This window comes from Arthrobacter sp. NPDC089319 (assembly GCF_040684925.1).
Taxonomy (GTDB): domain Bacteria; phylum Actinomycetota; class Actinomycetes; order Actinomycetales; family Micrococcaceae; genus Crystallibacter.
Map to the genome: position 1 here is coordinate 140,507 of NZ_JBFBGZ010000007.1, position 22,731 is coordinate 163,237.

Annotated in this window: 22 protein-coding genes, 6 tRNA genes and 1 pseudogene; 9 read left to right on the top strand and 20 right to left on the bottom strand. The window is 67.1% G+C overall.

Annotation, left to right across the window (positions count from 1 at the left end; genetic code table 11):
• Positions 1 to 27: 27 nt before the first annotated feature.
• Both AB0N75_RS12055 and AB0N75_RS12060 read right to left on the bottom strand, forming a co-directional pair.
• Positions 28 to 2,154 carry a 3-hydroxyacyl-CoA dehydrogenase NAD-binding domain-containing protein gene (locus AB0N75_RS12055; RefSeq protein ID WP_364649886.1) on the bottom strand — a complete coding sequence of 709 codons (2,127 nt, stop codon included), beginning with the start codon at positions 2,152 to 2,154 and terminating at the stop codon, positions 28 to 30.
• On the bottom strand, positions 2,151 to 3,440 hold the full coding sequence (locus tag AB0N75_RS12060) for an acetyl-CoA C-acyltransferase (RefSeq protein ID WP_364649889.1): 1,290 nt from the start codon (positions 3,438 to 3,440) through the stop codon (positions 2,151 to 2,153). The genes AB0N75_RS12055 and AB0N75_RS12060 overlap by 4 nt, the downstream gene beginning before the upstream one ends.
• A 115-nt stretch (positions 3,441 to 3,555) precedes the next feature.
• On the opposite strand from AB0N75_RS12060, the pseudogene AB0N75_RS12065 reads away from it, so the two are divergent.
• From AB0N75_RS12065 to AB0N75_RS12075, 3 genes and pseudogenes are all read left to right on the top strand, one after another.
• Positions 3,556 to 3,657 (top strand): annotated as a pseudogene (locus AB0N75_RS12065) (transcriptional regulator); the annotation flags it as partial.
• A 70-nt stretch (positions 3,658 to 3,727) separates the two neighbouring features.
• Positions 3,728 to 3,913, top strand: coding sequence for a hypothetical protein (locus tag AB0N75_RS12070; RefSeq protein WP_364650199.1), 186 nt, complete (start codon positions 3,728 to 3,730; stop codon positions 3,911 to 3,913).
• Positions 3,910 to 4,551: an SRPBCC family protein gene (locus AB0N75_RS12075; protein WP_364649891.1), complete on the top strand. Its 642-nt coding sequence runs from the start codon at positions 3,910 to 3,912 to the stop codon at positions 4,549 to 4,551. Before AB0N75_RS12070 ends, AB0N75_RS12075 begins: the two co-directional genes overlap by 4 nt.
• Before the next feature lie 13 nt (positions 4,552 to 4,564).
• Here the strand turns inward: AB0N75_RS12075 and AB0N75_RS12080 are convergent, their stop codons facing one another.
• Positions 4,565 to 5,128, bottom strand: a complete 564-nt coding sequence (locus tag AB0N75_RS12080) for a LysR substrate-binding domain-containing protein (protein ID WP_364649894.1) — start codon at positions 5,126 to 5,128, stop codon at positions 4,565 to 4,567.
• Between the two features lie 17 nt (positions 5,129 to 5,145).
• On the opposite strand from AB0N75_RS12080, the gene AB0N75_RS12085 reads away from it, so the two are divergent.
• A complete protein-coding gene (locus AB0N75_RS12085) occupies positions 5,146 to 6,132 on the top strand; it encodes an EamA family transporter (RefSeq protein WP_364649897.1) in 987 nt (328 codons plus the stop codon).
• On the opposite strand, the gene AB0N75_RS12090 is transcribed toward AB0N75_RS12085, so the two are convergent.
• The 8 genes from AB0N75_RS12090 to AB0N75_RS12125 form a co-directional block, all read right to left on the bottom strand.
• A complete protein-coding gene (locus AB0N75_RS12090; protein WP_364649900.1) occupies positions 6,043 to 7,524 on the bottom strand; it encodes an HRDC domain-containing protein in 1,482 nt (493 codons plus the stop codon). The two genes, AB0N75_RS12085 and AB0N75_RS12090, sit on opposite strands and share 90 nt — an antisense overlap.
• Positions 7,525 to 8,088: 564 nt before the next feature.
• Complete coding sequence (locus tag AB0N75_RS12095) at positions 8,089 to 9,261, bottom strand: M23 family metallopeptidase (protein WP_364649903.1); 1,173 nt, start codon at positions 9,259 to 9,261, stop codon at positions 8,089 to 8,091.
• Between the two features lie 670 nt (positions 9,262 to 9,931).
• On the bottom strand, positions 9,932 to 10,561 hold the full coding sequence (locus AB0N75_RS12100; RefSeq protein WP_364649906.1) for a DUF3000 domain-containing protein: 630 nt from the start codon (positions 10,559 to 10,561) through the stop codon (positions 9,932 to 9,934).
• Positions 10,562 to 10,646: 85 nt separating this feature from the next.
• Positions 10,647 to 11,723 (bottom strand): low specificity L-threonine aldolase, encoded by a 1,077-nt coding sequence (locus tag AB0N75_RS12105; RefSeq protein ID WP_364650187.1) that lies wholly within the window; start codon positions 11,721 to 11,723, stop codon positions 10,647 to 10,649.
• A 37-nt stretch (positions 11,724 to 11,760) separates the two neighbouring features.
• On the bottom strand, positions 11,761 to 12,579 hold the full coding sequence (locus AB0N75_RS12110) for an SDR family NAD(P)-dependent oxidoreductase (protein ID WP_364649909.1): 819 nt from the start codon (positions 12,577 to 12,579) through the stop codon (positions 11,761 to 11,763).
• Positions 12,566 to 13,945 (bottom strand): DUF6421 family protein, encoded by a 1,380-nt coding sequence (locus tag AB0N75_RS12115; protein ID WP_364649912.1) that lies wholly within the window; start codon positions 13,943 to 13,945, stop codon positions 12,566 to 12,568. Before AB0N75_RS12115 ends, AB0N75_RS12110 begins: the two co-directional genes overlap by 14 nt.
• Positions 13,946 to 14,180: 235 nt before the next feature.
• Positions 14,181 to 14,621 (bottom strand): peptide-methionine (R)-S-oxide reductase MsrB, encoded by a 441-nt coding sequence (gene msrB, locus AB0N75_RS12120; protein WP_364649915.1) that lies wholly within the window; start codon positions 14,619 to 14,621, stop codon positions 14,181 to 14,183.
• A gap of 14 nt (positions 14,622 to 14,635) precedes the next feature.
• Positions 14,636 to 15,139, bottom strand: a complete 504-nt coding sequence (locus AB0N75_RS12125) for a hypothetical protein (protein WP_364649918.1) — start codon at positions 15,137 to 15,139, stop codon at positions 14,636 to 14,638.
• 98 nt (positions 15,140 to 15,237) lie between these two features.
• On the opposite strand from AB0N75_RS12125, the gene AB0N75_RS12130 reads away from it, so the two are divergent.
• The gene (locus AB0N75_RS12130; protein WP_364649921.1) at positions 15,238 to 16,491 is read left to right on the top strand and encodes an alpha/beta fold hydrolase; all 1,254 of its coding nucleotides are present in this window, start codon (positions 15,238 to 15,240) and stop codon (positions 16,489 to 16,491) included.
• Here AB0N75_RS12130 and ybaK read toward each other — a convergent pair.
• From ybaK to AB0N75_RS12145, 3 genes are all read right to left on the bottom strand, one after another.
• Complete coding sequence (ybaK, locus tag AB0N75_RS12135) at positions 16,488 to 16,979, bottom strand: Cys-tRNA(Pro) deacylase (protein WP_364649924.1); 492 nt, start codon at positions 16,977 to 16,979, stop codon at positions 16,488 to 16,490. The genes AB0N75_RS12130 and ybaK overlap by 4 nt on opposite strands.
• A 2-nt stretch (positions 16,980 to 16,981) precedes the next feature.
• Positions 16,982 to 17,443 carry a SufE family protein gene (locus AB0N75_RS12140; protein WP_364649927.1) on the bottom strand — a complete coding sequence of 154 codons (462 nt, stop codon included), beginning with the start codon at positions 17,441 to 17,443 and terminating at the stop codon, positions 16,982 to 16,984.
• A 71-nt stretch (positions 17,444 to 17,514) separates the two neighbouring features.
• Positions 17,515 to 18,420: a sulfurtransferase gene (locus tag AB0N75_RS12145; protein ID WP_364649930.1), complete on the bottom strand. Its 906-nt coding sequence runs from the start codon at positions 18,418 to 18,420 to the stop codon at positions 17,515 to 17,517.
• A 198-nt stretch (positions 18,421 to 18,618) separates the two neighbouring features.
• Between AB0N75_RS12145 and zapE the strand changes: the two genes are divergently transcribed.
• Positions 18,619 to 19,656 (top strand): cell division protein ZapE, encoded by a 1,038-nt coding sequence (zapE, locus tag AB0N75_RS12150; protein ID WP_241913029.1) that lies wholly within the window; start codon positions 18,619 to 18,621, stop codon positions 19,654 to 19,656.
• Positions 19,657 to 19,735: 79 nt separating this feature from the next.
• Here zapE and AB0N75_RS12155 read toward each other — a convergent pair whose 3' ends face one another.
• The 6 genes from AB0N75_RS12155 to AB0N75_RS12180 all read right to left on the bottom strand — a co-directional run bounded on the left by AB0N75_RS12155 (position 19,736) and on the right by AB0N75_RS12180 (position 20,644).
• Entirely contained in the window at positions 19,736 to 19,984 is a 249-nt protein-coding gene (locus AB0N75_RS12155; protein WP_364649934.1) for an antitoxin, read from the bottom strand.
• Positions 19,985 to 20,099: 115 nt separating this feature from the next.
• Positions 20,100 to 20,174 (bottom strand) — tRNA-Val (locus tag AB0N75_RS12160).
• A gap of 39 nt (positions 20,175 to 20,213) precedes the next feature.
• Positions 20,214 to 20,290, bottom strand: a tRNA-Gly gene (locus AB0N75_RS12165).
• Positions 20,291 to 20,324: 34 nt separating this feature from the next.
• Positions 20,325 to 20,396, bottom strand: a tRNA-Val gene (locus tag AB0N75_RS12170).
• A gap of 43 nt (positions 20,397 to 20,439) precedes the next feature.
• Positions 20,440 to 20,510, bottom strand: a tRNA-Cys gene (locus AB0N75_RS12175).
• Positions 20,511 to 20,570: 60 nt separating this feature from the next.
• Positions 20,571 to 20,644, bottom strand: a tRNA-Gly gene (locus tag AB0N75_RS12180).
• 329 nt (positions 20,645 to 20,973) lie between these two features.
• Here AB0N75_RS12180 and AB0N75_RS12185 point away from each other — a divergent pair.
• The 3 genes from AB0N75_RS12185 (at position 20,974) to def (ending at position 22,727) form a co-directional block, all read left to right on the top strand.
• A tRNA-Val gene (locus AB0N75_RS12185) sits at positions 20,974 to 21,048 on the top strand.
• Positions 21,049 to 21,197: 149 nt separating this feature from the next.
• The gene (locus AB0N75_RS12190) at positions 21,198 to 22,067 is read left to right on the top strand and encodes a cytochrome (protein WP_364649937.1); all 870 of its coding nucleotides are present in this window, start codon (positions 21,198 to 21,200) and stop codon (positions 22,065 to 22,067) included.
• A gap of 63 nt (positions 22,068 to 22,130) precedes the next feature.
• Entirely contained in the window at positions 22,131 to 22,727 is a 597-nt protein-coding gene (gene def, locus AB0N75_RS12195; RefSeq protein ID WP_364649940.1) for a peptide deformylase, read from the top strand.
• The last annotated feature ends 4 nt before the right edge of the window (positions 22,728 to 22,731 follow it).

Here is a 22,731-nt window from a genome sequence, read left to right on the forward strand (position 1 = left end):
TGCCGACGGCGAGGTGTACCGCACGCGCTACCTGCCGGCGTGGAACTTCCGGCCGTTGACCCGTTCGGAGGCACCGACGCGGTCCAGGTAGGGGGTGATGCCGCCCAGATGCAGCGGCCAGCCGGCGCCCATGATCATGCACAGGTCGATGTCCTGGGGTGCGGAGACTACGCCTTCGTCCAGCATGAGCCCGATTTCCGCGGCCAGTGCGTCCTGGGTGCGGCGGAGCAGCTGCTCGGAGGTGCTAGGGGAGTCGCCGAATTCCAGCAGCGCGAGGGTGGCCTCCGGGATGACCTGCCGGCCGTCCTCGTCCGCCACCCAGAGGGACTTGATGCCGTTGTCGATGAGCTGCTGCTGATTGGCCGAGACCCGGAACCGTTCGCCAAACGCGGCATGCAGGGACTCGGTGACGTGCTGGGCCACCGGGATGCCGACCATGGCCAGCAGGGTGAACGGCGTCATCGGCAGGCCCATCGGCTTGAGCGCGTTGTCGGCTACGTCGGCGGGGGTGCCTTCGTCGAACGCGTTCGCCACCTCGCCCATCAGCCGCAGCAGCACGCGGTTCACCACGAAGGCGGCGGCGTCCTGGACCAGCACGGTGGTCTTCTTGAGCGCCTTGCCCAGCACGAACGCGGTGGAGAGGACCTGGTCGCTGGTCTTCGGGGCGCGCACAATTTCCAGCAGCGGCATCACGGCCACCGGGTTGAAGAAGTGGAAACCGACCACGCGTTCGGGGTGCAGCAGGTCCGCCGCCATCTCGGTGACGGAGAGCGAGGAGGTGTTGGTGGCAAGGATGCAGTCCTCGGAGACCACCGCTTCCACTTCGGCGAAGACCTGTTTCTTGACGGAGAGTTCCTCGAAGACGGCCTCGATCACGAAGTCGGCGTCCGCGAAGGCTTCCTTGGCTGCCGAGCCGGTGACTAGGGCTTTGGTGCGGTTGGCCGCATCGGCCGAGATGCGTTTTTTGGCCAGCAGCTTGTCCACTTCGGCATGGACGTAGCCCACGCCCTTGTCCACCCGGGCTTGGTCGATGTCCGTCATGACCACCGGTACCTTCAGCTGGCGGGCGAACAGCAGGGCCAGCTGGCTGGCCATCAGGCCGGCGCCGACCACGCCCACCTTGGTGACAGGTCGGGCCAGCTGCGGGTCCGGCGCGCCGGCGGGGCGCTTGGAGCGCTTCTGCACCAACTCCAGGAAGGCGTAGACGGTGTCCCGGAAGTGCGGGGTCTGCATCAGCTCCGCGAGCGCTTCGACTTCCAGCGCGGCGGATTCCTGCTGGCTCTTGCCGCGGCCGGCGTCCATCACGTCCAGGACCTTGGCCGGTGCGGGTGCGGCGTTGGCGGTCTTCGCTTCCACGAAGGAGCGGCCGGCGGCGATGGCCTGGTCCCAGTCAGCCTCGGTGGCCGCTGATTTGTCTGCGCGGCGGATTGCCACCTGCCGGCGGGCGTCGTCGTCGTTCAGGATCCGGGCGGCCCATGCCAGCGACTGCTCCAGGAAGTCCGCCGGCTCGAACAAGGCGTCGGCGATGCCCAGTTGGTGGGCGGCTGTGCCGTTGAGCGTCTTGTTGTTGCTCAGCGGGTTCTCGATCATCACCTTGACCGCGTTGGCCGGGCCGATCAGCCGCGGCAGGCGGTAGACGCCGCCCCAGCCGGGGATCAGGCCCAGGAAGGCTTCCGGCAGCGAGATGCCGTTGGCGCCGGCGGAGACCGTGCGGTAGTCGGCGGCCAGCGCGATTTCCAGCCCGCCGCCCATCGCCGCACCGTTGATGAAAGCGAAGGTCGGCACCCCCATAGACGCAAGCGTGGCGTAGGCGTCATGTCCCAGCCGGGCCATGGCCCGCCCGTCTTCGGGGTCGGCGAGCTTCCCCACGCTGCCCAGGTCTGCACCGGCCACGAGGTAGTACGGCTTGCCGGTGACGGCGACGGCGCAGATCCCGCCGGCAGCGGCCCGGGCCTTAAGCCCTTCGAGCGCGGTGCCCAGTTCCACCAGGGTGTTCGGTCCCAGCGTGGTGGGCTTGCGGTGGTCCAGGTCGTTGTCCAGGGTCAGCAGTGCCAAAGTCCCGGCCCCTGGCAGCTCCAAGTCCCGGACATAGGAGTGGGTGACGGTCTCGTCCGGGAACTTGGCGGCCAGGGCGGTGAAATCGGCGGCGGTCATGCGAGGTCCTCTCCTGCGGAAACGGCGGCGGTCGCGGCAGCGCTCTGGTGGCTGAGGCCCGAGTAGTCTGCGTGGTGCGGGTTCTCCCAGATTACGGTCCCGCCCATGCCCAGCCCGATGCACATGGTAGTCAGCCCGTACCGAACCGACGGGTCGTCTTCGAACTGGCGGGCCAACTGGGTCATCAGCCGCACTCCGGAGGCGGCCAGCGGATGCCCGACGGCGATGGCTCCGCCGAAGCGGTTGACCCGGGGATCGTCGTCGGCAATGCCGTAGTGATCCAGGAACGAGAGGACCTGTACCGCGAAGGCCTCGTTGATCTCGAACAGGCCGATATCCGCGATGTCCAGGCCGGCCATCTTCAGGGCCTTCTCGGTGGCAGGGACGGGCCCGATGCCCATCACCTCGGGCTCCACTCCGGCGAAGGCGTAGGAGACCATCCGCATCTTCACGGGAAGGCCCAGCTCCGCGGCGGCTTCCGCGGAGGCCAGCAGCGAGGCCGTGGCGCCGTCGTTCAGGCCGGCGGCATTGCCGGCGGTGACCCTGCCGTGCGGACGGAACGGGGTGCGCAGCCCGGCCAGGTCCTCGCGGGTGGTGCCCGGACGCGGCGGCTCGTCGGCGCTGTGCAGCGACCACCCCTCGCCCGGCTTCCGGCCGGCCACCGGCACCAGGTCGGGTTGGATCTTGCCGTCCTGGTAGGCGGCAGCGAGCTTGGCCTGGCTGGCCGCGGCGTAGGCATCGGCGCGGTCCTTGGTGATGGCGGGAAAGCGGTCGTGCAGGTTTTCCGCAGTGTTGCCCATATTCAGCGCGGCGGGGTCCACCAAACGCTCGCTGGCAAACCGCGGGTTCGGATCCACGCCCTGGCCCATCGGATGGTTCCCCATGTGTTCCACGCCGCCGGCCACCACCACGTCGTAGGCGCCGAAGGCGATGCCGCCGGCCGTCGTCGTCACCGCCGTCATCGCTCCGGCGCACATCCGGTCGATCGCGAAGCCGGGCACCGAACGGGGCAGCCCGGCAAGCAGCGCCGCGGAACGGCCGATGGTCAGGCCCTGGTCGCCGGTCTGCGTTGTGGCGGCGATGGCCACGTCATCGATGCGCTCGGGCGGCAGCGACGGGTTGCGGCGAAGCAGTTCACGGACGCATTTGACCACCAGGTCGTCGGCCCGGGTGCCGGCGTGGATGCCCTTCTCACCCGCTTTGCCGAACGGAGTGCGGACGCCGTCGACGAAGACGACATCACGCAGGGCGCGGGGCGCGGACGTAGGGCTCACTGGAACCTCCATGAGATGTGCAACACAGTACAAGCCACATGTTACCCGCGGGTAACTTAGCCAGCAAGTGGAAGCTACTGCTTCATAGGCCTGGACTTACATAAGTAGGGACTTGCATTCTCGCCCTGTGCACGCGTTTGATGTCCTCGGCGATCCGGTCCGCCGCCGCATTCTGGAACTGCTCGCCGACGGGGAGCAAACCTCCGGGGCGATGACGGCGATGGTTGCCGACGAGTTCGGCATCAGCCAGCCCGCCGTCTCCCAGCACCTGCGGGTGCTGCGGGAGCGGGTTCGCACGCGTGCGGGCCGAGGGGACCCGCCGCATCTACGCCGTCTCCGCCGAGCCCCTGCGCGGAGTGGACGACTGGCTGGAGAGGTTCCGCCACACCTGGCAGCCGCGGCTTGACGCCCTTGCCACCGAGATTGCCCGCGGCAAGCGGGCTCGACGTACCGAGCAAGAGACCGAGCACGAGGAGACACCATGAGCACCGTCGACGAGACCACCGCCGCGGCCACCGACCGGCACCTGGCCATCGAAGACCGCGACGGGACGCGGGCGTACGTTGCCACCATCTCCCGCACCTACCCGACCACTACCGTGGACCTGTGGGACGCGGTGACAACGCCCGAGCGGATCCGCCGTTGGTTCACCCCGGTGACCGGAGACCTGCGCCCGGGTGGACGCTACCAGCTCGAGGGCAACGCCTCGGGCGAGGTGACGGCCTGCGACGCTCCGCGCTCCTTCGCCGCCACGTGGGAGTTCGGCGGCGGGATCTCCTGGATCGCGGTCCGCGTCGATGAGGCGGACGGTGGGGCGAAATTCACGCTTGAGCACACCGCACACGCCACGGAGGGGAGCATGGAGTTTTGGGACACCTACGGGCCGGGCGCAACCGGCGTGGGCTGGGACCTCGGGATGCTCGGGCTGGCCTTGCACCTGGAGAAGCCGGAGGCACCGCGGTCCATCGAGGACGAAGAAGCGTGGGCGGGCTCTGCGGAGGGCCGGGCGTTCATCACGGCCGCCAGCGCAGCTTGGGGCGAAACCAGCATGGCCGTGGGCACACCCCGCGAGGCCGCGCTCGCAGCCGCCGAGCGCACCACACGGTTCTACACCGGCAGCTGATCGGGTTCCGCAGCTAGGCGGTCGCGTACAGCCAGGTGACCGCATCCACCAAGTCGTCCAGGCCGTTGGGCCGCTCATTGTGCCGCCAGGCGAGCCTGACGGCGATGCGGGGACCGTCCTTGATGGGCCGGTACGAGACACCGGGGCGAACGTGATGGTGCGCGGTAGCCTCCGCGGTGGTTCCCACGCCGCGCCCGGCGGCAATGGCGTCGAGCCAGTTGTCCACGTCGGAGGATTCGAGGAACCGTGGCGGATGGTCGGCGCCAATCCAGAGCCGGCTGCTGGTAGTGCCGACCCGCGGATCGATGATCACGGTCCGGTCGGCTATCTCGGCCATGCTCAGCTGCCGCCGCCGCGACCAGTGCGGGTCGTCGGAGGCGAAGGCCACCAGCCGGCGTTCCAGTCCCACCACCAGGGAGTCGAAGCGATTCTCATCGACCGGCTGCCGCACGATCGCCACGTCGCACAGGCCCTCGGCCAGGCCGGCGGTGGGCGAGTTGTGCCGGACCAGGTCCAGATCGATGGAATCGTGCTGCCTGGCCCAGTCCCGCTGCAGGCGCGTGGTGTGCCGCCCCAAGGCCGCCCAGTAGTTCGGTGTCGAACCAGACGGGGGCCGCGCTGGGTGCCTTGGCGTTCCCGGCGATCGGCCCGGTCGGCGTCGTTGCGGTCCGCCAGATCGTCACCGCACTGGTCCTGGCGCCGATCGTGCGGCCGAAATTCCGCGGCTTGGGCAAGGCACAGTGGTGGCCGCTCCTCGGCCTGATGCTGGTGTTCAGCGTGATGAACCTTAGCCTGTATGCGGCTATCGACCGCATCGGCATTGGCCTGGCCGTGACCCTCGAGTTTCTCGGCCCGCTCACCGTGGCGATCGCCAGCTCACGGCGCATGCTCGACATTGCCTGTGCCGTCCTGGCCGGTGTCGGCGTGGTGGTATTGACTGATCCCGGCTCCGGCTCCGGCAACAGCGACCTCAGCGGCATGGGGCTGGCCCTGCTGGCCGCGGCGGCCTGGGGCTGCTACATCCTGCTCAACCGCACGCTCGGCCAGCGGCTTCCCGGGCTCCAAGGAACCGCGGCGGCCAGCCTGTTGTCCGCCGCCGCCTGGACGCCGATCGCCGCGTTCTGGTTCGCCGTGCACGTCCCCACGGCTGGAGCCCTGGCCCTCGCGGCTGTTTGCGGGCTGATGTCCTCGATCGTGCCCTATGCCACGGACTTGCTCGCCCTGCGCCGGGTGCCTACGCCGTTGTTCGGCACCTTCACCAGCATCAATCCGGTCTGGGCGGCCCTAACCGGATGGCTCGTGCTCCACCAGGCGCTCCGTCTGAACGAGTGGGTTGGCATCGGCCTGATCGTGGTCAGCAACGTGGTGGCTTCCGCACGCGGTTGGGCGGTGTTCGCGGACCGGCCCCAGGACAGCGCGGGACCAGCACAGGAGCGACCATGTCGGGAGGGACACGGCCGGAAAACACGGACAGTGCCGCCCGCGGAGCGGTCAGGCGGGGGAACGCCGTTCGCGTCGGCGCCGGCGGATGGTGCCGGAAGCGGCGCCGACGGACGTGGCGGTCGCCGCGGCGGGGGCTGACGGCGCGGCTGCACCGGCCACAGTGCCGGAGGAAGACCGCCGCCGCACCGAGGTGCGGGCACCGTCGTCGCTGGTGTCTTTCGGTTTCTCCTCGCGTTCCTTCACCGCCAACGGCTCCGGGTTGGCGTAGGCTTCGGCCAGCAGGCCGGCGGTGAGCCGGCGCTGCCAGGACCGGGCGCCGAGCTCTTCCAGGGCGGCGTCCACGGCCTGTTCCGTGATGGGCTCCGGTGGACGCCACGCGGTGCGGCGCAGGTAGTCGGGGGTGAGCAGGTTTTCCACCGGCATGTCCAGCTGCTCGGCGAGCGTGGCCAAACGGGGCCGGACAGTTTGCAGCCGGGCCGCGGCGGCCGGGTCCTTGTCCGCCCAGGAGCGCGGCGGCGGGGGAGCGTTGGTGGGCAGGTGCAGCGGAGGCAGTTCCGTCTGGTTCCGGGCAATCGCAATGCAGCGCAGCCAGCGCGGTGCTTCACGCTGGGCCGCCCGCCCGTGGAAGCCATGGGTCTCCAGCAGTTGCGGGACGGTGGCCGGCATGGCCTTGGCGGCGGCGACGACGGCGGAATCCGGAATCAGCCTTCCCGGGGCAACGTCGCGCTTGGCGGCTAGGGCTTCACGTTCGGTCCAGAGTTCGCGCACGGCGGCCAGCTGCCGACGGTCGCGGATCTGGTGCAGGCCGGAGGTGCGCCGCCACGGATCGACGCGCGGCGGCGACGGCGGCGCGGTGCGGACGGCCTCGAACTCCTCCAGCGCGTAGTCGAGCTTGCCGGCGTCCTGCAGCTTGGCGATCAAGGCCTCGCGGAGCTCGACCAGCACCTCGACGTCGAGAGCCGCATACCGAAGCCAGGGCTCGGGCAAGGGGCGCGTGGACCAGTCGGCGGCGGAATGCTCCTTGGCCAGCGTGAAGCCGAGCAGCGATTCGATCACCGCGGCCAGTCCCACTCGGGGCATCCCGGCGAGCCGGGCGGCCAGTTCGGTGTCGAAGAGTTTGTCCGGCCACATGCCCAGTTCGGACAGGCACGGCAGGTCTTGGGTGGCGGCGTGCAGGATCCATTCGACGCCGCGCAGCGAGTCGTTGAGCAGTCCAAGGTCGCCGAACGGCTCGGGGTCGATCAGCCAGGTGCCGGCGCCTTCGCGCCGCAGCTGGACCAGGAACGCCCGCTGTCCGTAGCGGAAGCCGGAGGCCCGCTCGGCGTCGATGGCGACCGGTCCGGTCCCCGCCGCCAGCGCGTCGGCAGCACGTTGCAGTCCTGATTCGGTGGCGATGACCAAGGGGACGCCTTCGCGCGGCGCATCGAGGTGGATCAGCTCGGGAGCCTGCTCCTGTGGTTCTGCGGCGTCGTTGGAAGTGCTCTGGTCTGGGCCATTGTGCCCGGACGCGTCCGAAGTCAAGGAGCTCATGATCCGTTCAGTTTAGGCCAGCAGTATGCGCAGGGCCGAATATATGAGGCCGGGAACATTCGTGTTGCCCGCCCGGCGGCGGTTTCGCCGGGTTCGGCGGTTCCGGATAGTGCTCGAAATCCAGCTCCTCCGGTGCGGTCTCTAGGAAAGACGTTCGTCTCGTTATTGCTGCGGAGAGATGGCCGAGGGGTGCTTGTTGATCGTCTGGGGTCTGCGGCTTTGATGGCCGGTCCGGGCTACTCGACGAGCTTGCCGGCTATTGAGTCGTCGGCGTCGGCTCGGCTAGGGACCGGAAGGAGCCCGGGGCGAGGGGTAGGGCTCCGAAGCTGACTCCGCCGGCTGCCGACCTGTTATCGGCCTTCGATGATTTGGCCGCATCGCATTGGTTCCAGAACCGGTCCGAACGAATCCAGCTGGATGCCGCCTCGTTGCCGTGATGGGGTTTATCAGCTGAACTTTGAAGGTGTCATGACCAGACAAGCGGATAGGCTCTGAAAGATTAGCTTTTAGCGTTTATATGCAGCAGTGGCTGGTCCCTACGACACGCAGCGCACCTTGAATCACTCATCCAGCGAAGTTTATGATGTTTCCGCTCATGGGCAGTTCGTCGGTGCGTGGTTGCACGGTAGCCAGATGGTCGGCGAAGAACTTTCCGGTGATGTAGTCATCAGCGGCCAGCATCAACTCCGGATTGACAAAACCTGCATAGGAGAAGCTGTCAAGGACGTAGGGAACGGCGTCGGCCCCAATCAGGCTGGGGTCGTTCATGAGCTGAAAATGCAGATGGGCCGCGTTGGAATTGCCTGTGTTGCCCAGCTTGGCGATGACCTGCCCTGCCTTGACCTGGTCACCGGGTTTGACCAGCAGCGACCCTTTCTGCAGGTGGGCATACATGGCCCAGACACCGCCGCCAAGATCCTGCACAACGTGGTTTCCATCAACGGTTTCCACGGTGATCCGCTTCCGCAATTCAGGGTCACTGGCTGGCAGGACACCGGGTGTGTTGGCTTCAAGCGTGTCAAGCGTTGATGAAATAGTGCCATCTGCCACGGCATGGATTTCCTGACCATAGCTAAGGTAGCTTTCGTTCTTTGTTTTGTCTCCGGAGACGAACTCGCCGTCGTCGTTGGTCCGCATCCAGTCGATGGCCAGGCGTTGGCTGTTGGAAAGCTTGCCGCTCAGGGGCGAGAGGGATGGGATATGGGGGAATCCGACGTCGCAGCAACCATTTTGAGCCACCCAGTTGGTGCCCCTGACCGGCGGGGAAATCACCCGGGCAGATCCGGCCGAGATGTTCACGGGCGTCACCAGGTAATCGACGTCCGAGGGCTCCATGGTGCCTGGATTGGCGGCCGCCCGCAGGTACGCGTGGTGCAGGACCATTTTCGGGGCGTCGGCCAGGCTGTCGAAGGACAGGTGGACCAACAATGCGCGGGATTCCTGCGCGGCGATCTTGGCATCTGGTGCCGGGCTGGAGGGCAGGGTCCGCAGTCTGTTGCAGTCCCCGTAGCCACAGTCAGGATCAACCAATTGCCTTCCCGAGAACGACTGAATAACGGTGGCCCGGCTGGCCTCATCGACGACGTCGATCCGCTCCAGGGTTGCCGGGGCCACGCTCGCGTTCGTCAGCAGCAGGTCGTATACGACGTGAAACTTGCCGTCTGTTCCCTTGAAGGGCATGATGGCTTCCCCGAGCTGCACAATGGCCACAGCGGTGTAGTCCGGCGGCAGCGCCACGGCAGTTCCTGTCCCGGGCCCACCGCTGACGTCCGTCGTGGCGACAGCGGTCCCGGTCTTTTCGGCTGTTGCGGTCTGGTCAGCAGTGTTAGATCCGGAGGTGCAGCCCGCCAGTAGAAGTGTAACGGCGATAAATGCAATCGTTCGGTGTGTGATTTGCATGGTCCGTTGCTCCTGGCGAACTGGTTGCCTGCGGATTATCCGCACGCGCCTGAACTGATCCACAGCGCTGCCATCCGTCCAATTTTCCGCCGGAATCAACCCTTCGACTCAGTCTACGGCGGGCCTCGGATGAGGGCATAGGCCCAGATCCCCACTTCCTGCCGCCGCTCCCGCGCAGAGGCGGCGCTCCCACGTTGGCCATGTGGCGCGGAGAGGTCGTAACACCACCCCGGGTGCCAAGACCCTTCCCCGGTAGGTCGGGTGAGCGGTTCCTGCCATACCTTGCCCAAGATTCCGGGAGAGGATGCCAGGGTCAGAGGGCGTGGCACCCAGAGAAGAGGACGCATGGCGGTTGGAGAAAGCGCACATGGACCGCGAAATCAACGAGCTGGCCACCGACCTCGACACGGCAACCACACCCACCAGGTAGAGGAAAGCACCAGGCAGCCCGCGAGAATGCCGCCGCAGCCGCCGAGGCCCGGGGCTTCATTGGCAATATAGCGGTCCCCTAATTCCGACGGCGGTTCGGCAGGGCGGTCACTCCGTCCGGCAGCGGCGGCAGGCCGGCGTAGGTGCAGACCATGTCGCTCCAAGCCTCCAGATGGGAACGGATGTCGGCGGAGGCCGGCGTCCAGGAAGCCCGCAGTTCAATGTCGATCGAGTCCTGCCGGCCGCTGAGCGTGCCGTAGCTTTCGGACAGGATCCGGGTGGCGGTCCCGCCGGCGTTGCGATACGGGGCGCCGTGGTTCTCCAAGGCCTCCACCAGCCAGTCCCAGGCGACCGAGCCGAGCATGGTGTCATTGCCCATGTCCGCGTCCAGCTCAGCCCGGATATAGGTGACAATCCGGAACGTGCCGTCCCAGACCGGCGATCCCTCCGGGTCGTACAGCAGGATGAACCGCCCGGTGGCCAGTTCCTGTGCGTCGGCGGCCTGCAACGGAGTAACCGCGGGCCCGTGCAGCGGTCGGGGACCGGGCCGGGCGATCACCTCGGCGCCGAGGGCCACCGCAAACGGGGCCAACCGGGAGGGAGCCGGGATTTCCTCCAGCTTCAGTTCGTTCCGGCACTGCGCTTGGCGCAGGGCCGACAGTGCCCGCAGGAACTCAGGCGGCACTGCTGAGAGATCAATCGCACTCACAGTGCCAGATTAGGCCTGACGCCGCGTGACGTCAGGCAGGCGCGCCGGAAAAGCCGGGGGGAACGGGGGCACAACCGGAACCGGGCTAGGAGAGCTCGCTCCGGATGGCCGCCGCGAAGGCATCGATGTCCGCCTCGGTGGTGTCGAACGAGCACATCCAGCGGACCTCGCCGCGGGATTCATCCCAGTCGTAGAAGCGGAACTTCTGCCGCAACCGGTCGGCCACGCCCGGCGGCAGCGCGGCAAACACCGCGTTGGACTGGGTGGGCTGGGTCAGCGAGAGCCCGGTGGTGCCCTCGACGGCGGCGCGCAGCCGGGCCGCCATGGCGTTGGCGTGGGAGGCCGAGCGCAGCCAGAGGTCGCCGTCGTACAGGGCGATGAGCTGGGCAGAGATGAACCGCATCTTTGAGGCCAACTGCATGTTCATCTTGCGCAGGTAGGTCAGGCCGTGGGCCGCATCAGGATTCAGCACCACCACGCATTCGCCGTAAAGCAGGCCGTTCTTGGTGCCGCCGAGCGAGAGGATGTCCACCCCGGCGTCGGTGGTAAAGCTGCGCAGGTCGGTGCCCAGCGCGGCGGCCGCGTTGGAAAGCCGCGCCCCGTCCATGTGCAGCTTCATGCCGCGTTCGTGCACATGGTCCGCGATCGCCCGGATTTCCTCGATGCTGTACAGCGTGCCGAGCTCGGTGCTCTGCGTGATGGACACGGCCAGCGGCTGTGCGCGGTGTTCGTCGCCCCAACCCCAGGCCTCGCGGTCAATCAGCTCGGTGGTGAGCTTGCCATCCTCGGCCGGCACGGACAAGAGCTTGATCCCGCCGACGCGTTCGGGCGCGCCGTTCTCATCCACGTTAATGTGGGCGGTGGCGGCGCAGATAACGGCCCCCCACCGCGGCAGCAGCGACTGGAGCGACAAGACGTTGGCTCCGGTGCCGTTGAACACCGGGAACGCTTGGGCGCCCTCGCCGAAGTGGCCGGCAATCACTTGTTGCAGGCGGGCGGTGTACGCGTCCTCGCCATAGGCGACCTGGTGCCCGGTGTTGGCATGGGCCAGTGCCGTCAGGATCTCCGGGTGGACGCCGGAGTAGTTGTCGGAGGCAAAGCCGCGCAGGTCGGTGTCGTGCAGGGAGCCGGAAAGCAAGGGGGAATCAGTCACGTGTTTCAGTATTCCTTAATCAGTGGTTGCCGTCACAGCGGGCGCATCAGGCCAGCCGGATGTGTGCTCCATTGAGTTGGGCCGCGTCCAGGACGAACAGCGCGGCGGCCGCCTGGCCCAGATCCGCCACGTCGGTGAAGCCGGGGAACGACTTCGCCGGGTCCGCGCGGCGCATCGAATCATCCATTAACGCTTTGACAGCCAGCACGACGGCGGCGGAGCGCTGCGGCGCCGGATCCTCCTTACGCCCGGATTGGCTCCGGCGGAAGCCATCGGCCACCGAGAGCATCCAGCTCTCCGCGGCCGCCTTGGCTGCGGCGTAATTGGCGCCGGAGGCGGTGGGGGATTCGGTTGCGGTGGCCGAGACAATCGCCACCCGGCCGGTCCCGGACGCTTCCAGCTGTGAGTAAAAGGCGCGGGTGGTGTTGCGCAGCGTGGTGATCAGCTGCCGGTGCAGGTAGTCCCAGTCCTCGTCCGACTGGCCGGTCAGGCCTTTGCCGCCGCGCCAGCCGCCGACCAGATGGACCAGGCCGTCGGCGCCGCCGTGCTGAGCGGCAATCGAGCCGGCCAGCCCTCCGACCGCTGAGCGGTCGGCGAGGTCGCATTCGTAGGAGGCAACGGCGTCGTTCCTGCCGTAGGCGGCGGCAAGCCGGTCGCTGTTACTGCCCACCGCCAGCACCGTGGCACCCGCGCCGGTCAGGGCGGCGGTGACGGCCTGGCCGGAGGTGCCGGAGGCACCGGCCACCACCACTTTCAGGCCGGCAAGCCCGCCGGGGCCGGGCGCGGCGCCCAGCAGTTGGTCGGAGCTGACCGGCGCCTCTCCGGTGCCGGAGCGCGGGCCGCCGGCCATCTCAGGCCGCCTCACCGGTAATTCCTGAGGTGGACTCGATCACCGGCTTCATCTTCCGGGACAGCGCTTCGTAGAACATGGACAGCGGGAACTCGTCGTCCATCACCTGGTCGGTCATTTCGCGCGGCAGCCCGGTCAGCGGCAGCGCGTCAGGACCCTTGGCCCATCCCGAGGCCGGATGCGGGGTCAGCGTTTTGGTCAGCATCTCGTATGCAGCCAGCCAGTGGGCCACCTTCGGCCGGTCGATGGAGCGCCAGTAGAGTTCCTCGATCTCGTGGCCCAGGGCCACCACGGCGTCCGCCACGTTGTCCCAGTCGATGGAGAGCTTGCCGTCCGTCCAGTGCAGCACCCGGTGCTGGTGGAGCCAGGCGAACAGCAGCTGGCCGCCCAGACCGTCGTAGTTGCGCACCCGGTTGCCGGTGATGGCGAAGCGGAAGATCCGGTCAAAGATCACCGCGTACTGCACCAGCTGGGCGTGCTTGCGGACCTCGTCGGAGGCTTTGACGTCGTGGGAGAGCCGCACGCTTTCCCGGAACGCCGTCAGGTCGCAGCGCAGTTCCTCCAGCGAGTACAGGAAGTACGGCATCCGCTGCTTGATCATGAACGGGTCGAAGGGCAGGTCGCCGCGCATATGCGTGCGGTCGTGGATCAGGTCCCACATCACAAAGGTTTCCTGCGTCAGCTGCTGGTCATCCAGCAGCGCCGCGGCCTCGTCCGGCAGCTGCAGCGAGGTGATCTCGGCGGCGGCGCGGACCACGGTGCGGAAACGGGCCGCCTCGCGGTCGGCGAAAATGGCCCCCCAGGTGAAGGCCGGAGTCTCGCGCACTGCAACGGTCTCCGGGAAGAGCACGGCGGAGTTCGTGTCATAGCCGGCCGTGAAGTCCAGGAAGCGGATGGGCACAAACAGCTTGTTCGAGTATGCGCCGGCCTCCAGTTCGCCGATGAAGTCGGGCCAGATGACTTCGATCAGCACTGCCTCGACCAGCCGGTCGCTGCTGCCGTTCTGGGTGTACATCGGGAATACCACCAGGTGCTGCAGCCCGTTGACCCGGTGCAGCTGCGGCTGGAACGCCAACAGCGAGTCCAGGAAGTCGGGAACGCCGAACCCGCCGTCGCGCCAAGTGCGGAAGTCGGCGGCCAGCTTGTCCAGATAGTTGGCGTCGTGTTCAAACAGCGGCGCCAGCTGGCCGATGGCTTCGATGATGGTGTCGGTGTGCCGGGCCGCCGCCGGCTTGTTGGCGTCCTCCGGAACGGAGCCGTCGTGGATTTGGAGGCCGCGCAGTTCGGTGGCGGCTGCCTTGAGCCGGAGCCAGGCGGGGTGCTGTGCCGGGTTGCCGTGCAGCGTGCTGCGGGAATTGGAGCGCGTGGGGGTGATGGTCATCGTTGCCTCGCCTTTCCGTCGGCCGGGCAGGTCCCGGCAATCTGCTGAAGTATGTAGCGAGCGTAGCAACGCAACAGCCGATCTTATTTCAAAACGGCCGACAGGTAAGCAACTGTAATGCTCGGTGCCGTGCAGCACCGGGAATGACGAAGCCCGGCTCGCGCTGGCCGGGCTTGGTCACGGCCGGGGACCACGAGTCGGGTCCGGCCTTCAGGAGGGGCGGGCGGTCAGGGTGCTATTCGGCGCCCTTCGGCTCTTCGGTGTCCTTCAGCGTCAGCGAGACCGAATTGATGCAGTAGCGCTGGTCCGTAGGAGTCTCGTAGCCTTCGCCCTCGAACACATGGCCCAGGTGCGAGTCGCAGTTGGCGCAGCGGACCTCAATCCGCTCCATGCCCAGCGTCCCGTCCCGCAGATAGCGGACGGTTCCCTCGGCCAGCGGTGCCCAGAAGGACGGCCAGCCGCAATGCGAGTCGAACTTTTCCTTGCTGGTGAACAGTTCCGTTCCGCAGGCGCGGCAGCTGTAGGTGCCTTCGGTGTGGCTGTCCCAGTACTTTCCGGTGTAGGGACGTTCGGTGCCAGCCTCGCGGAGCACATGGTATTCCTCCGGACTCAGTTCGCGCCGCCACTCGTCGTCGCTCTTGGTCACGGGGAACTGGCCGGTTTCAGTGTTGCTCATATTCTCTCCAACGCTCACGAGTCGCCAATGTATCCCGAGCCCGAGTACAGATGGAGCACGGGAATGCCCAGCTTCTCCTGCGCACGGTTGGCCCAGTCGGTGTGGAAGGTATCGGAAATGGCGTGCGGCCGGGTGATGACCACCGCCCGGTCCGCCGGATGCTCGGCGACGTACGCCACCAAAGCGGACACGCCGTCGTCCCCCACAATGTCCACCGTGGCCTTGAAACCGGCTTCCTCCAGCAGCTTCACCGAGAGGCGCTTGGCCTCGGCCGCCTCAAGCCGGGCCTCGTCCGGATCCGGCTGGCCCTGGGCCAGTTCACGGAACGCCGTGCCCACCTCCAGCATGCTCAGCCGCTCCAGGAAATCGAGCATCAGGTTCCGTTTGGTGTCCTCGGGAATCAGCACCCGGAAGGTGGATTGCTCGGCGACGGTCTGCTCACCGGCCAGCCAACCCAGGTTCTGTAGGTCGGCCTCGTTCAGCGGTTCCTCGGTCAGCACCACGATGGTTTCCGTCATGGGGCCAGCCTAATCAGCAGCCCACCGGCTCACAACAATCCGGCGCGCCGACGGCCTGCCGGTTAGCGGTCGACGGCGGCACCGGCAAGAATGGAGCCATGGCTGTGTTCGAACGTTCTCCCCGGTCCGGGAACATTTCCGCCGGCAACGGTGATGGCACCGGAACCCTGCCCAGGGCGCGCTGGCTGCTGCTGGGGGCAGTGGCCGGAGCCACCGCGGGATCCGTCCTAGCCGGCGCGACATCCGGCCTGGCCTCCTACTTTGCCCGCCAGGTGCTGACCCCGGTCCGCGAGCATGTCCAGGACCTGGAGATCCTGGCCGTGGTCGGATCCTGGCCAGAGCAGGAAATCATCCTGCCGGCCACCTTGGACACCACCGCACCGGGGGTCTACAGCGTCTATTTCGACGGCGGACGCGGCGTGGCGCGGGTGGGGGAGGTGACGTCCTACTCGCCGCGGGAAGGCACCGTCCAGCGCACGGTGGAGCAGGTGTACACCGGCGACCTCGCCGCAGCCACGCGCGGCTGGTGGGGCGGTGCCGCCTACCCCGACCCGGCCGCCGTCGGGCTGGCCAACGAGGAAGTGCAGATCGAGGTGGACGGCGGCACGGCACCGGCTTGGCTGGTCCGCGCCGAGTCGGATGCCAGCACGTGGGCCATCATGGTGCACGGCCGCGGCGCCTCCCGTGCGGAGGGAGTGCGCGCAGTGCGTGCCATTCGTGAACTGGGACTGACGTCACTGCTGATTTCCTACCGGAATGACGGCGAGGCCCCGTCCGCGCCGGACCGCCGCTATGGGCTGGGCATGACGGAATGGCGCGACGTGGAGGCGGCGATCCGCTTTGCGCTGGCGAACGGCGCCCAGGATGTGGTCCTGGTGGGCTGGTCGATGGGCGGGGCGATCAGCCTCCAGGCTGCGGACCAGTCGCTCTACCGAAGCCGGATCCGGGCGCTGGTGCTGGACGCCCCGGTGATTGACTGGACCGATGTACTGGCGCACCAGGCACGGCTGAACCGGATTCCGGATGCGGTGGGGCAGTTCTCGCAGTGGCTGATCTCGAACAAGGCCGGCCGGCTGCTGACCGGGCTGGCTGCTCCGCTGGACCTGAAGATGATGAACTGGGTGGCCCGCGCCGACGAACTGCGCGTGCCGACGCTGATTGTGCACAGCGAGAACGACGACTTTGTGCCGTACGGCCCGTCCGCGGCCCTGGCGGAGAAGAACCCGCTGGTGACCCTTGAGCGTTTCAGCGGGGCCGGGCATACCCGCGAATGGAATGTGGACCCGGAACGCTGGGAGCGCGTCGTCGCGTCCTTCCTGAGCCGCGTGCTCCGCCCTGCAGGTGCGCGCTAGCCGGTCTTGATCGGTGCGACGGCGGCCTGGGTCAGCGCCACCAAGTCATCCGGCGCAATTTCAATGTCCAGGCCGCGGCGTCCGCCGGACACCAGGATGGTGGCGAAGCCCGGCGCGGTGGAATCCAACACCGTGGGGCTGGCCTGTTTCTGCCCGAGCGGTGAGATGCCGCCCAGCACATACCCGGTGCGCCGCTGCGCCACCTGGGGATCGGCCATAGCGGCCCGCTTGCCGCCCAAGGCAGCAGCGAATTTCTTCAGGTCCAGGTTGGAGCTGACCGGCACGATGGCGACCGCCAGCGAGCCGTCCAGCGTGGCCATCAGCGTTTTGAATACCCGCGCCGGATCCATGCCCAGCGCCTCGGCGGCCTCCCATCCGAAACTTGCCGCCGAGGGGTCGTGGGTATAGCTGTGCAGCACATGCGGAACCCCCGCCCGCTGCAGCAGCGTGGTGGCGGGGGTTCCGGCGGATGGTCTGTGCTTGGCCACGCTCAGGCCGAGGCTGGACGCAGTTGCCGGGCCTCGGCGATCAGGCGCTTGATCCGGAACAGCATGGCGGACATGCCTCGGATCCGCAGCGGCGTGATCGCCCGGGTCAGGCCCAGATGCTCGGCGATGTCATCCGGTACGGCCAGGATCTGCTGGGCCGGAAGCCCATTGAGCCCCTCGTGCAGCACCGAGGCGAAGCCGCGGGTGGTCGGAGCCTCCGGCGGGGCCGAAAAGTAGATCTGCACATCCTGGTCCGGGTCGTCGCCCAGTTCCAGCGTGAGGAAAAGCGGCGACTGGCACTCCACCACCTGCTCCAGCAGTTCCGGGTGCCCGGCGAACCGCTCCGGCAGTTCCGGCAGTTCGCGGGAGAATTCCAGCAGCAACTGCAGCCGTTCGGCCTCGGTGACCGCCTGGAAATCGTCAATAATCTCGGCCAGCGGTTCGGGGATGGTCTGGGGCGACACGGTCATACTTTGGGCTCTCTTGAAGGTATCGGTTTTGCCAGCGTTAACGCTGCGCGCCGGACGGCTATTCCTTAGCGGGCCGCGGCGGGGAGCTCGCCGGGCTGGTCGCCCCTGACGATCGGCACCCGCACCGCATTGCCCCATTCGGTCCATGAGCCGTCGTAGTTCCTCACCGTGCCGAAGCCCAGCAGGTGCTTGAGCACGAACCAGGTGTGGCTGGAGCGTTCGCCAATCCGGCAGTACGCCACCACATCGTCGCCCGGCTTCAGGCCCGCCTCGCCCAGGTAGATGGCCTCAAGCTCATCACGCGTGCGGAATGTGCCATCCTCGGCTGCGGCCCGCGCCCACGGGACGGACGCCGCCGTCGGGATGTGGCCTCCGCGCAGCGCGCCTTCCTCCGGGTAGGCGGGCATCGTGGTGCGCTGGCCGGAGTATTCCTCGGGGGAGCGGACGTCCACCAGCGGCTTGCCGAAATGGTCCAGCACGTCGTGAAGGAAGGCCCGGATCGGTGCGTCGTCACGTTCGATGACGGGGTATTCCACCGGTGCCGGCTGCGGTACCTCGGTGGTGATGTCGCGGCCTTCCGCTATCCACTTGTCCCGGCCGCCGTCCAGCAACCGCACGTCCTCGTGGCCGAAGAGGGTGAAGACCCAGAGTGCGTAGGCTGCCCACCAGTTGCTTTTGTCGCCGTACAGCACCACGGTGGTATCGCGGCTGATGCCCTTGGAGCCGAGGAGTGCGGCGAAGCCTTCCCCGTCCACGTAGTCGCGGGTGTCCGGATCATTCAGGTCGGTGTGCCAGTCGATTTTCACGGCCGAGGGAATGTGTCCGGTTTCATACAGCAGGATGTCTTCGTCTGACTCCACTACTACCAGCCCGTCCGTGCCCAGATTGTCCGCCAACCACTGCGTCGAGACCAGACGGTCGGGGTTGGCGTAGGAGGCGAACTTCTCGTTCTGCTCAGTGGCAATGGGCATGGCAGGACCTTTCCGTAGCGTGCAGGGGCCGTACAAAACGGCGCGGGACTTCTGTTTAGCCTAACCACCGGAGCCGGCAAAAGCTTCCGGGCCGACACCAACTGCCCCTGATTGGCGCGGGTAGCGTATCGTTTTGCTGGCGGCATTCCCTCCGCCACGTCTCAAAACCCATGTCAGGAAAGCAGCGGTAAGCTTCACGTGCCCAAGATTGAACAGCTTTCACGCCGGACCCCCAAGGTGTCCGTGGACGAACTGCTGGCCGGCCTGCACCCGTCGCCGCGCTTCGGCGAAGTGTCCTTTGCCAGCTACCGTCCGGACCCGGCCCAGCCCTCCCAGGCCGCGGCCGTCAAGGCGCTGCAGCACTTTGCCGCCGCCGTCGACCGGCCCAAGCCGAAGGGCTTGAAGAAGCTGTTTGGCGGTGCCAAGCCGGAGAGCCGCGCCGGCATCTATCTGGATGGCGGCTTCGGCGTCGGCAAGACGCACCTGCTCGCCTCGCTGTGGCACGCGGTGGATGGGCCGAAGGCCTTCGGCACCTTCGTCGAGTACACCAACCTGGTGGGCGCACTGTCCTTCCGCAAAACCGTGGAAGCCCTCAGCAGCTACCGCCTGGTCTGCATCGACGAATTCGAACTGGATGATCCGGGCGACACCGTGCTGATGTCGCGGCTGATGCGGGAGCTGGCCGACGCGGGGGTCAAGCTTGCCGCCACGTCCAATACTCTGCCGGGTTCGCTGGGGGACGGTCGCTTTGCCGCCGTCGATTTCCAGCGCGAGATCCAGGTCCTGGCCGACCAGTTCGACGTCATCCGGGTGGACGGCGAGGACTACCGGCACCGCGGGTTGCCGGCCGCTCCGGAACCGCTCAGCAACCATGACCTGAAGCGCCGGCTGCATGACTTCGACGGCAAGGTGGTGGCCGCGGACGAATTTTCCGACCTCGTCAACCATTTGGAGGGCGTGCACCCCAGCCGCTACCGCCAGTTCCTCGACGGCGTGGACGCGGTGGCCTGGCACAACGTGCACACCATCTCCGAACAGGCGGTGGCCTTGCGGTTCGTGGTGCTGGCCGACCGCCTGTATGACAAGGACGTGCCGATCATCGCCAGCGGCGTGCCGTTCGATCAGCTGTTCACGCCGGAAATGATGTCCGGCGGCTACATGAAAAAGTACTTCCGGGCGGTGTCCCGCCTGACCGCGCTGGCCCGTGAGGGGCAGGCCGGCGAAGCCGCTGCGTAGGTTTCTTGGCGCCGCTTAACGGAGAAGGGCGCCGGCCCCGCCTCCCGGCGTTCCGGCGCCCTCCATGGCGTGCTAAGGACTAGTTGGACGAGGTGTTCCCGTCGGACGGCGCCTGGCCACCCGTGCCGCCGAACGAGTCGACAAAACCGGATGCCTTGGCCTGCAGGCCGTCTACCTGCTTGGAATACTTACCGTCGGTCTTGGTGTCGATGTATTCACCGACGTTGCCGACGGCACCCTTGATCGAGTCAGAGTTTTCTCCCACGAGACCGGCTGCCTTGTCCTTGAGTGCTCCTGCCCTGCCCTTGAGCTCGTCAAATAACGACACTGGCACCTCCTTTCCGACGGGGGGCCCTTCGCCCCTGCCATTCCATCGTAGGCACTTCACCGCGGGTGCTCAATAGTTTAAACAACAAAGGCTCCCGTTGAAGGGAGCCGTTCGATGGTGGGCGATACTGGGATCGAACCAGTGACCTCTTCCGTGTCAGGGAAGCGCGCTACCGCTGCGCCAATCGCCCCGGTCTGCCCAAGGCGGGCGGTGGAGGAAATAAGGAAAATGGAGCGGACGACGGGATTCGAACCCGCGACATCCACCTTGGCAAGGTGGTGCTCTAGCCAGCTGAGCTACGTCCGCGCGAAACAGTTCCGGATCACTCCGGCTGTTTCAGTGGGCGATACTGGGATCGAACCAGTGACCTCTTCCGTGTCAGGGAAGCGCGCTACCGCTGCGCCAATCGCCCGTGATCTCTCACGAGATGTGCCTGCTTGCCGTGCCACCGCACGAGGTGGGGACGGGATTCGAACCCGCGTATACGGCTTTGCAGGCCGCTGCCTCGCCTCTCGGCCACCCCACCGCGCCTATGGGCAATTGCCCTAGGACCGGCCAGCGACGCTGGCACAAACAGTGACTTGCGAGCGGACGACGGGATTCGAACCCGCGACATCCACCTTGGCAAGGTGGTGCTCTAGCCAGCTGAGCTACGTCCGCAGAAGTTATCCATCACTTAGACCGCGACCAGTTAGTGCAACCGCTCGCGGCGTTGTTGTGATTTCCAACGAGTAAAAACTCTATAGGACGTTTCCCGCTTCGTCCAATCGGGCTCGCCGGCGAGTGAAACGTCAGTGCAACCAGGTCGTCCAATTCACGACGGCGGTGCCCACCGAAGTAGTCATGGCATCCTAGGTTCCCTGCGGAGGGGCCGATGCGGATGCCGCCGTACCGGCCGCCCGCCCGCCCGGCGATTTTTGATTCTCCGCACCTGTGGGCTAGCATTTCTACACGTTGCAGGAAGCGTTCGGCGCATCCGCAGCATGCAGGGGCGATTGGCGCAGTGGTAGCGCGCTTCGTTCACACCGAAGAGGTCACTGGTTCGAACCCAGTATCGCCCACCACATCAGCAACATCCCGGCCAGGCAGCAGCCCGGCCGGGATGTTTTGTTTTGGGCATCGCCGGGCACGCTGAAGGTCCGCGCCGCAACAGATCAGCTTTAGCCATGGACTGCGGACCAGAACCGTCAGTGGAACCTGAGAAGATCTCTTTATGACTGCACCACTCCTTGCGCATGCCACCGCCAACGGCCGGATGTACGCGCGCTCCACCTCGGAGCCGCCGTCGGTCCCTTCCATCACCACGGTGATCGCGCAGGAACCGACCACCCTGGACGGCTGGTTTGCCCACATGGCTGCCACGTCCTTGGCCTCCGACGCCAGACTGGCCGAAGCGGCCGGAAATCCGGGGCGGCTGCGGACGCTGGCGAAAGAAGCCACGCTGGCGGCCGACCGCTACCGGGACGCGGCGGCGCTGCGCGGCGACCGGGTGCACGGGTACTGCGAACAGGTGGCGCTGCGGGCGCTGGACAAGGACCATGACGTCGCCGGCGCCCGGGAGGCCCTGAAGGCAAACGGCGAAGAGGCGTTCGCGGACAGGTTCGACGAATGGTGGCAGCTCTACGCGGTGGAGCCGATAGCGCCGGAGATCACCGTCTGGAATCAGGAAGTGGGGTACGCCGGCACTCTGGACCTAGTGGCCAAGATCGCCGGTCGCACCTGCCTGATCGACTTCAAGACCAAGGGAACGGACCGAAACGGCCAGGTCAAAGCGCTCAATGACAAGGTGGTCATGCAGTTGGTGGCGGGCATGAAGGCCCAGGAGTCCTTGGTGGACGGCGTGGCGGGCAGCTGGGAGCCGTGGGCACACGGCGATGATCCGTTGCTGCTGGGCGTGGCAATCGGCGAGACTGAAGTCCGGCCCATGCGGGCCAACCCCGAGGTGCTCCGCTGGCACTGGTACCGGTTCTGCTCGCTGCGGCGTGCCTGGGAGACGCATCTTCAGGTGTCGGAGGCCGGCCGCGCCCTGCTGCCGATCGCGCCGCCCGCGCCGGCCCTGCAGGCGGCTCAGCCGGCCCACTAAACTGGACCGGAACCCAACAACTTTCAGCGCCGCCTACGCGGCAGCAGTGAGGACAAGAACTAGATGGCAATCCTGAGCATCCGGATTATCGGCGACCCCGTCCTGCGGACCAAGGCGGAACCGGTGACCGGATTCGGACCGGAACTGGCCAAGCTGGTGGCGGACATGGACGAAACCATGGAGGACGTCGACGGCGCAGGGCTGGCCGCACCGCAGATTGGCGTCAGCCTGCGGGTTTTCACCTTCCGCGTGGGTGGCCAGCGGGGCCACGTGGTCAACCCGGTGCTTGAGCTCAGCGACGACTTTCAAGAGGACGTGGCCGAAGGCTGCCTGTCCATCCCCGCGCTGGGCTATCCGGTGCGCCGGCGCCGCTGGACGCGGGTGACGGGCCAGGACATGCACGGCAACCCGGTGGAGTACGAGGGCGACGGCATGCTGGCCCGCTGCTTCCAGCACGAGACAGACCACCTGGACGGGATCCTCTACATCGACCACCTCACCGGCGAGAACCGGAAGAACGCGCTGCGTTCCATCCGCAATGCGGGCTATAACGAAGTGGCCGGTGAAACCCAGGCCCAGCGGGCCGCCAACGTCGGTTCCGGCTTCAGCCGCGGGCCGGCACCGGCGCGCACCGGTTCCTTCGGGCAGCCGCTGGCATGACCGG